7 protein-coding genes are annotated in these 8,046 nt (G+C 38.3%); 4 read left to right on the top strand and 3 right to left on the bottom strand.

Features of this window, described 5'->3' with window-relative positions:
- Nucleotides 1-749: 749 nt before the first annotated feature.
- Nucleotides 750-1,280: a hypothetical protein gene (locus BHE89_RS11125; RefSeq protein ID WP_069368031.1), complete on the bottom strand. Its 531-nt coding sequence runs from the start codon at nt 1,278-1,280 to the stop codon at nt 750-752.
- A 237-nt stretch (nt 1,281-1,517) separates the two neighbouring features.
- Between BHE89_RS11125 and cysK the strand changes: the two genes are divergently transcribed.
- The 4 genes from cysK to crr all read left to right on the top strand — a co-directional run bounded on the left by cysK (nt 1,518) and on the right by crr (nt 5,483).
- The gene (cysK, locus tag BHE89_RS11120) at nt 1,518-2,471 is read left to right on the top strand and encodes a cysteine synthase A (RefSeq protein WP_069367874.1); all 954 of its coding nucleotides are present in this window, start codon (nt 1,518-1,520) and stop codon (nt 2,469-2,471) included.
- A 330-nt stretch (nt 2,472-2,801) separates the two neighbouring features.
- Entirely contained in the window at nt 2,802-3,059 is a 258-nt protein-coding gene (ptsH, locus tag BHE89_RS11115) for a phosphocarrier protein Hpr (RefSeq protein WP_069367873.1), read from the top strand.
- A 137-nt stretch (nt 3,060-3,196) separates the two neighbouring features.
- Complete coding sequence (ptsI, locus tag BHE89_RS11110) at nt 3,197-4,924, top strand: phosphoenolpyruvate-protein phosphotransferase PtsI (protein ID WP_069367872.1); 1,728 nt, start codon at nt 3,197-3,199, stop codon at nt 4,922-4,924.
- 49 nt (nt 4,925-4,973) lie between these two features.
- Nucleotides 4,974-5,483, top strand: coding sequence for a PTS glucose transporter subunit IIA (crr, locus tag BHE89_RS11105; protein ID WP_036935451.1), 510 nt, complete (start codon nt 4,974-4,976; stop codon nt 5,481-5,483).
- 393 nt (nt 5,484-5,876) lie between these two features.
- Here the strand turns inward: crr and cysM are convergent, their stop codons facing one another.
- A complete protein-coding gene (gene cysM / locus BHE89_RS11100; RefSeq protein WP_069367871.1) occupies nt 5,877-6,761 on the bottom strand; it encodes a cysteine synthase CysM in 885 nt (294 codons plus the stop codon).
- 177 nt (nt 6,762-6,938) lie between these two features.
- Nucleotides 6,939-8,027 (bottom strand): sulfate/thiosulfate ABC transporter ATP-binding protein CysA, encoded by a 1,089-nt coding sequence (gene cysA, locus BHE89_RS11095; RefSeq protein ID WP_069367870.1) that lies wholly within the window; start codon nt 8,025-8,027, stop codon nt 6,939-6,941.
- Between the last annotated feature and the right edge of the window lie 19 nt (nt 8,028-8,046).

Raw genomic sequence — 8,046 nt, 5'->3', positions numbered from 1 at the left:
TTGATTAGCTAATGCATTAAATGAAAATACTGACATTAATAATAAGTATTTCATCACAATTCTTAAAATAAACACGTTGAACTTTACAAACCTCTTTTTAGCGCCACTTATCCCATCCGAACTGTTTCTAAATACTTCAATAATATCATTTTTTATGAGAAAGGGTTCTACGTTGACACTTATTATCAGGAGCTGAGTAAAAATAAACTCTTTCTGATGAAGTTATTATGGCTTTTTTATATGTGAATGAAGCTGATGCCCCGCTCATTGAAGAAATATCATTACATTCTTGATTAGCTAATGCATTAAATGAAAATACTGACATTAATAATAAGTATTTCATCACAATTCTTAAAATAAACACGTTGAACTTTACAAACCTCTTTTTTAGCGAGCAGTGCAGGAATAATTTCCATAAGTCATACTCTTTATAAAGAATAACCTGATTGGAGTATTTATTATGTCCGAAAAGGCTATAGAACCCCAAAAGTGTCATTTACATTGAGCTTCTACAATAAGAATCTGTCCAAAAAGAAAGAAATAGAATATATTTTGAACGTTTTCGAAATGCTTCACCCAATAAACATTGGTTGGCAATGATAATTTTTAAATCGCAACTCTATTTTGACATAAAAAGCCCCCAGTAATTAGTTGTCCAACTATTGGGGGGCACTTCATTTTTTACTTAAGCAGGGTTTTATTTTATACTTTTTCCAAAGTGGAATTTGGCTTATTTATTATTAACCAAACTACTCAATTAATGAACGAATATAATCTTTCGTTTCTTCCCTATCCATGGGCTCACGCTCATTAATCCCCATTTCAAAGATATTTAACGCACCATCTAGTTTTTCAATGATCTCTTCGTCATCCCGAATGCAGAGAATATATGCATTTTCAAACGGTGTGAGATCGACCAATCGTAATCCTTTTTCAGTCAAAAAGTGGTTAATATATTCCAAATAAGGGAGTTCATAAGGCAACATATAAGGATCTACACTCACCTCATCCCAATCAATATTTTCAACTTGAGATAAAATTAATGCACTCGGTGATTCAGGTAACGAAATGAGCTCTAATGATTTTAGATCAGGAATATCCCCAAAATATTCTGTCCACTCCACATAATCCATTAATCCTTGAGCTGAGAGTGATTCATATAGCCAATTAAGAACATCTTCTTGGGCATCTGACTCAGGTAAATTTTCACGCAAAGCTTGCGCATCTAATTCAGGTACAGCCAGTTCAAGCGCGCTAATCAACTCTTCAATGGTTTCCATTATGACCCCTGTATTTGCAGTAAGTGTGATTAAAAATAGATTATCAGCCATCAATATACTGTACATCTCTTGATTTATTAATTTGTGAATCGTCTCACTGACTCTCAATTAGAACCTTTTGGAATAAAAAAGGTAAAAAAAGTTATAAGTATATTCATAAAGCTTATTTCCATCTTTAGCTTGATGGCGTATGGTAATTTCATCTGACCTTATAAAAATCATGTACCGAGGATAAAAATGAGCAAAATTTTCGAAGACAACTCGCAAACTATTGGACATACTCCCTTAATTCGCTTAAAGCATTTCGGAAATGGTAACATTCTGGCTAAAGTGGAATCTCGTAACCCAAGCTTCAGTGTAAAATGCCGTATCGGTGCCAACATGATTTGGGATGCAGAAAAGAAAGGCATTCTTAAAGATGGTGTTGAGCTTGTAGAGCCTACTAGTGGTAATACTGGAATTGCGTTGGCTTATGTTGCAGCTGCTCGTGGCTACAAATTAACACTGACAATGCCAGATACCATGAGTGTAGAGCGTCGTAAATTACTCAAAGCATTAGGTGCTAATTTAGTGCTAACTGAAGGCGCAAAAGGCATGAAAGGTGCCATTGATAAAGCCAATGAAATTCGCGATAGCGATCCTAAGCGTTACCTTTTGCTACAACAATTTAGTAATCCAGCTAACCCTGAAATTCATGAAAAAACTACAGGTCCTGAGATCTGGAATGATACTGATGGTGAAGTCGGTGCTGTGATTGCTGGTGTCGGTACTGGTGGTACTATTACAGGTATTGGTCGCTACTTGAAAAAGACACAAGGTAAAGCGGTAACAATGGTTGCTGTTGAACCTACTGGCTCCCCTGTTATAACTCAAGCTTTAGCTGGCGAAGAAATTAAACCGGGTCCACATAAAATCCAAGGTATTGGAGCTGGCTTTATTCCTGAAAACCTAGATCTATCGTTGCTGGATCGCGTAATTCAAATTACTAACGAAGAAGCTTTTGATACTGCTCGTGAACTTATGACTAAAGAAGGTATTCTCGCAGGTATTTCTTCAGGTGCTGCTATTGCGGCAGCAGTAAAACTGGCAAAAGAACCAGAATTTGCAAATAAAGAAATTGTGGTTATTTTACCTTCTTCAGGTGAGCGTTATTTAAGCACCCCACTTTTTGCTGACATTTCTGACAGCTAAATCGCATCATCTCAATTGTAAAATATTTATTAAAAAAGCACCTCAATGGTGCTTTTTTTGTGGTAGAGATCAAAGTTTGTCATCCAGACAGGTGATTTATTTCTTCGAGTTTAGTATTTAATCAATTAATTATTTCGAAGGTCGAAATTAATCAGAAAATAACCGAGATGACAAAACGAACTCTTTTATCTTTCTGAGTACTCTTTTTATCAGATAACGCTTTACGACTTAATATTATCTGATATTGCTACGCAAAGCAGGACAAATTCATCTACACTTACTAAGTCCTGACTTAATGTGAACAATTGAGTTATAAAAGGAAAAAATCCTATGTACCAGCAAGAAGTTACTATTACAGCACCAAACGGCTTACATACTCGTCCTGCGGCACAATTTGTAAAAGAAGCCAAAACATTCTCTTCTGATATCACGCTTATCTCTAACGGTAAATCTGCTAGCGCGAAAAGCCTTTTCAAATTACAAACTTTAGGCTTAACCCAAGGTACTGTTGTGACTATCTCTGCTGAAGGTGAAGATGAAAAACAAGCTGTTGAAGCATTAGTAAAATTAATGGCGGAATTAGAGTAATTCGCAATTAAGTCATAACGTAACATTTATTCCCCTGAAACCATTCAGGGGAGTTAATTTCAATGATGATTTTAAAACAACAGTATTTTGCAATCCTATTCTTTTAAGATTATCACCAGCAAGTCGTAGGATAAATTATGATTTCAGGAATTTTAGCGTCACCCGGTATCGCATTTGGTCAAACCCTTCTCCTCAAAGAAGAGCCAATCATCATTAGTCAACGTAAGATCCAAAGTGATGAAATTGAGAATCAAATCGAACGCTTTAAAGACGGTCGTAACAAATCTGCACAACAACTAGAAATTATTAAAGAGCGTGCTGAAAAGAACCTTGGTGCGGATAAAGCCGAAATTTTTGAAGGCCATATTATGTTGCTAGAAGATGAAGAGTTAGAACAAGAAATTGTTACTCTCATCAAAAGTGACAAAAAAACCGCTGAAGCTGCTGTTCAATCTGTTATTGAGGATCAAGCAACTGCATTAGAAGCATTAGATGACGAATATTTAAAAGAACGTGCGGCTGATGTTCGTGATATTGGTAAACGCTTAATGCGTAATATCTTAGAGATGCCAATTATTGATTTAAGTGCTATATCAGAAAAAGTTATCCTCGTTGCAACTGACCTTACCCCCTCTGAAACTGCACAATTAAGCTTAGACAACGTTTTAGGTTTTATCACTGACTTAGGTGGCAGAACATCTCACACTTCAATCATGGCGCGTTCATTAGAAATTCCAGCTATCGTTGGAACATCTAATGCGACACAGACCATTAAAAAAGACGATTATCTTGTTCTTGATGCGATTAATAACAAAATCATTATTAATCCATCAGATGAGGAACTCGAAACATTAAAAGCGATCAAAGAAGAGTACCTGCACGAAAAAGAAGAATTAGCAAAACTCAAAGACTTACCCGCAATTACACTTGATGGGCATCAAGTCGAAGTTTGCGCTAATATTGGTACAGTTCGAGATGTTGCAGGTGCTGAACGTAACGGTGCTGAGGGTGTTGGCCTGTATCGTACTGAATTCTTATTTATGGATAGAGACTCTTTACCCACAGAGGAAGAGCAATTCCAAGCCTATAAAGCGGTAGCCGAAGCGGTCGGAAGCCCTGCGGTCATTATTCGTACTATGGATATTGGTGGTGATAAAGATTTACCTTACATGAATCTTCCAAAAGAAGAGAACCCATTCCTAGGCTGGCGTGCAATTCGTATTTGTCTTGACCGTAAAGAGATCCTTCATCCACAATTACGTGCTATCTTAAGAGCATCTGCTTTTGGTAAACTACGTATTATGTTTCCAATGATTATCTCTGTTGAAGAGATCCGTGCATTGAAAGCAGAACTTGAAATACTGAAAAGCCAGCTTCGTGAAGAAAAGAAAGCCTTTGATGAATCTATTGAAGTCGGTGTGATGGTAGAAACCCCAGCCGCAGCAGTGATGGCTCGTCATATGGCAAAAGAGGTTGACTTTTTTAGTATTGGGACTAACGATCTAACACAATATACTCTGGCTGTAGACCGTGGAAATGAGCTGATATCTCATCTATACAATCCAATGTCACCTGCAGTACTCAACCTGATAAAACAGGTGATTGATGCATCACATGCTGAAGGTAAATGGACTGGAATGTGTGGTGAACTTGCTGGAGATGAACGAGCAACATTGCTCCTTCTCGGCATGGGATTAGATGAGTTTAGTATGAGTGCGATTTCAATTCCTCGCATCAAAAAAGTGATCCGTAATGCGAATTACGATGATGCAAGAGCACTGGCAGAGCAAGCACTTGCTCAACCAACTGCAAAAGAATTGATGGACTTAGTAGAAACTTTTACTAAAGAGAAGACACTGTGCTAATCACATTAGCCAGAGCCCGGTCCCAACTACAATAATTAGGAGAAGATTCATGGGTCTGTTTGATAAATTAAAATCACTGGTTTCAGAGGAAAAGAAAGGCAGTGGCACGATTGATATTGTTGCACCACTTTCTGGTGAAATCGTCAATATCGAAGATGTTCCTGATGTTGTTTTCGCTGAAAAAATCGTAGGTGACGGTATTGCTATCAAACCTGCTGGCAACAAAATTGTTGCACCAGTCGATGGTACTATCGGTAAAATTTTCGAGACTAACCATGCTTTCTCTATTGAGTCTGACAACGGTATCGAGTTATTTGTCCACTTCGGTATTGACACTGTTGAACTGAAAGGTGAAGGATTTAAACGTATCGCTGAAGAAGGTCAGCAAGTAAAAGTAGGTGATACTATTTTAGAATTTGACTTAGCTGTATTAGAAGAAAAAGCAAAATCAGTTCTAACACCGGTTGTTATCTCTAATATGGATGAAATTCAAGGTTTAACCAAAATGACAGGCCCAGTTACTGTTGGTGAAACCGTTATTATTCAGATTAAAAAATAATCTCCTGTGATGCTTTCTATTTAAACCGCCACCGATAATGTGGCGGTTTTTTATTTATTCAAAAAAATACTCTAATTCATTCAACAATGTTCTTACTCTAAATAATTCAAGGTAAAGTGAATGAGTCACTAGGAGCCTGCAAGTAAAATACTCTAAATAATTCAAGGTGTAGCTAGGCGACAAGTGAATGAGTCGCTAGGAGCATACATAAGTATGTGACTAGTGCGAATGAACGCAGTCAACAACGCTACAACTTGAAGTATGACGAGTATTGTGACTAGTGCGAATGAGCACAGTCACAACAACGCTACAACTTGAAGTATGACGAGTATTGTAACTAGTGCGAATGAACGCCATCAACAACGCTACAACTTGAAGTATGACGAGTATTAATTATGACGAAAAAACGCCCGTTGATAAATAACGATCCCCTCTATCACAAACAATCGCAACAATCACTGCACCGGGATTCTCTTTTGCAACGCGCAGAGCGCCAGCAACAGCCCCTCCAGAACTTACGCCACAGAAGATACCCTCTTGACTCGCTAAAAGGCGCATCGTTGATTCTGCTTCTGTTTGTGACATATCTATCACACTATCCACCAGCTCTTTTTTAAAGATCCCCGGTAAATAAGCTGGTGACCAACGACGAATACCTGGAATTTGACTTTTTTCCTCAGGCTGAAGGCCAATTACTTGCACATGATCAGATTGTGTTTTTAAGTAACTTCCTACCCCTGTGATTGTGCCTGTTGTTCCCATACTCGACACAAAATGTGTAATACGCCCTTGTGTTTGTTGCCAAATTTCTGGGCCAGTAGAAATAAAATGCGCTCTTGGATTATCTGGGTTATTAAATTGGTCTAATACCTTACCTTTCCCCTGCTGTTCCATTTGTTGTGCGAGATCTCGCGCACCTTCCATGCCGACTTCACGACTGACTAAAATCAATTCTGCGCCATAGGCTTGCATTGATGCTTGACGCTCTTTACTCATATTCTCAGGCATTAACAACTTTAAACGGTAACCTTTTACCGCGGCAATCATCGCTAAGGCAATTCCGGTATTCCCACTCGTTGCTTCAATCAGCGTATCACCTGGCTTTATTTCGCCACGTAATTCCGCTTGTTCGATCATCGATAATGCCGCTCTATCTTTTACTGAACCAGCAGGATTATTGCCTTCAAGCTTAACCCAGATTTCAGCGTCCACCCCTTGTGTAAGTCTTTGTAGTTTTACTAATGGTGTATTACCAATAAATTGTTCTAACCCTGCCACAATAAGTTCCTGCTCATTTGTTTGTCTGTATTAATGAAGAAATCACATTTAACTTATTAACGCAATAATATTAACGTAATTCGATAAGTCTCTTCGCTGTCTTAGAAACTAAAACACCCATGCCAGAAATAAGCATGGGTGAAAAGAGTAAAATTAAGCGATAGATTAATAATTAAATTAGGCGGTATAGGCTAATGATACCGTATTTAAGGGAGTATCTGCCGTATATAAACGGGCTTGAGCACCGCCCATATAGTAAGTATTTCCTTTTATTGGTGCTGAAGAAATATCATTCCAAACAGCAGTAATAGGTGTTTCACTCCATCCTAATGGCTGTAAAATTAACTGCCAATAATGCCCTCTTGGTGATGCCTCAATAACCTTTACGGGTAATCGACAAACACTATTGGCATTTACACTTAATGCGATCTCCCAAGGACGTAAAAACACATCTACTGAACCTTGATAAAGCGGTGTCACCGATAATGGCAAGTGATATCCCCCAATCTGTAATTGAGCGCCATTAATTTCACCTTGTAGATGATTAACATCACCTAAAAACTCTAAAACAAAGCGACTTTTTGGTGATTGCCACACTTCTTGTGGTGTCCCCACTTGCTCTATTTTACCATTCCCCATAATCACAATGCGATCAGCCACTTCCATCGCTTCTTGTTGATCATGAGTAACAAAGACACTGGTAAATTTAAGCTCTTCATGCAATTCACGTAACCAACGACGTAATTCTGTTCTGACTTTGGCATCTAAAGCACCAAAAGGCTCATCAAGCAGTAAAATTTGAGGTTCAACAGCCAAAGCTCTTGCTAAAGCGACACGCTGTTTTTGCCCACCCGATAATTGTGCTGGATAACGTTGCGCTAAATGAGGCAATTGGATCATCTCTAACAACTGCTGCACTTTTTTATGTATCACTTCTTTATTAGGACGCTCTCGTCGAGGTAATACTGTTAAACCAAAAGCGATATTCTCAAATACGGTCATATGACGAAACAGCGCATAATGCTGAAAAACAAAACCGACTTTACGATCCCTCGCGTGTAATTGACTCACATCCTGCCCTTCGAAACGAATACTTCCTTGGGTTTGATGTTCAAGGCCGGCAATAATACGCAAGAGTGTTGTTTTCCCTGATCCTGAAGGCCCTAACAGTGCAACCATTTCACCTGAAGCCACATCAAGGGTGACATCATGCAACACCTCAGTGCGATCAAAATATTTTGTGACACTATTAATTTCAATACTCATATTTTGCCTCTACTTTGTG

Origin of the sequence: Shigella sp. FC1967, assembly GCF_001743005.1 — a bacterium.
In the GTDB taxonomy this organism is placed as follows: Bacteria; Pseudomonadota; Gammaproteobacteria; order Enterobacterales; family Enterobacteriaceae; genus Proteus.
The sequence above is the reverse complement of the archived record's forward strand: the minus strand, read 5'-3'. Positions and strand labels throughout refer to the sequence as shown.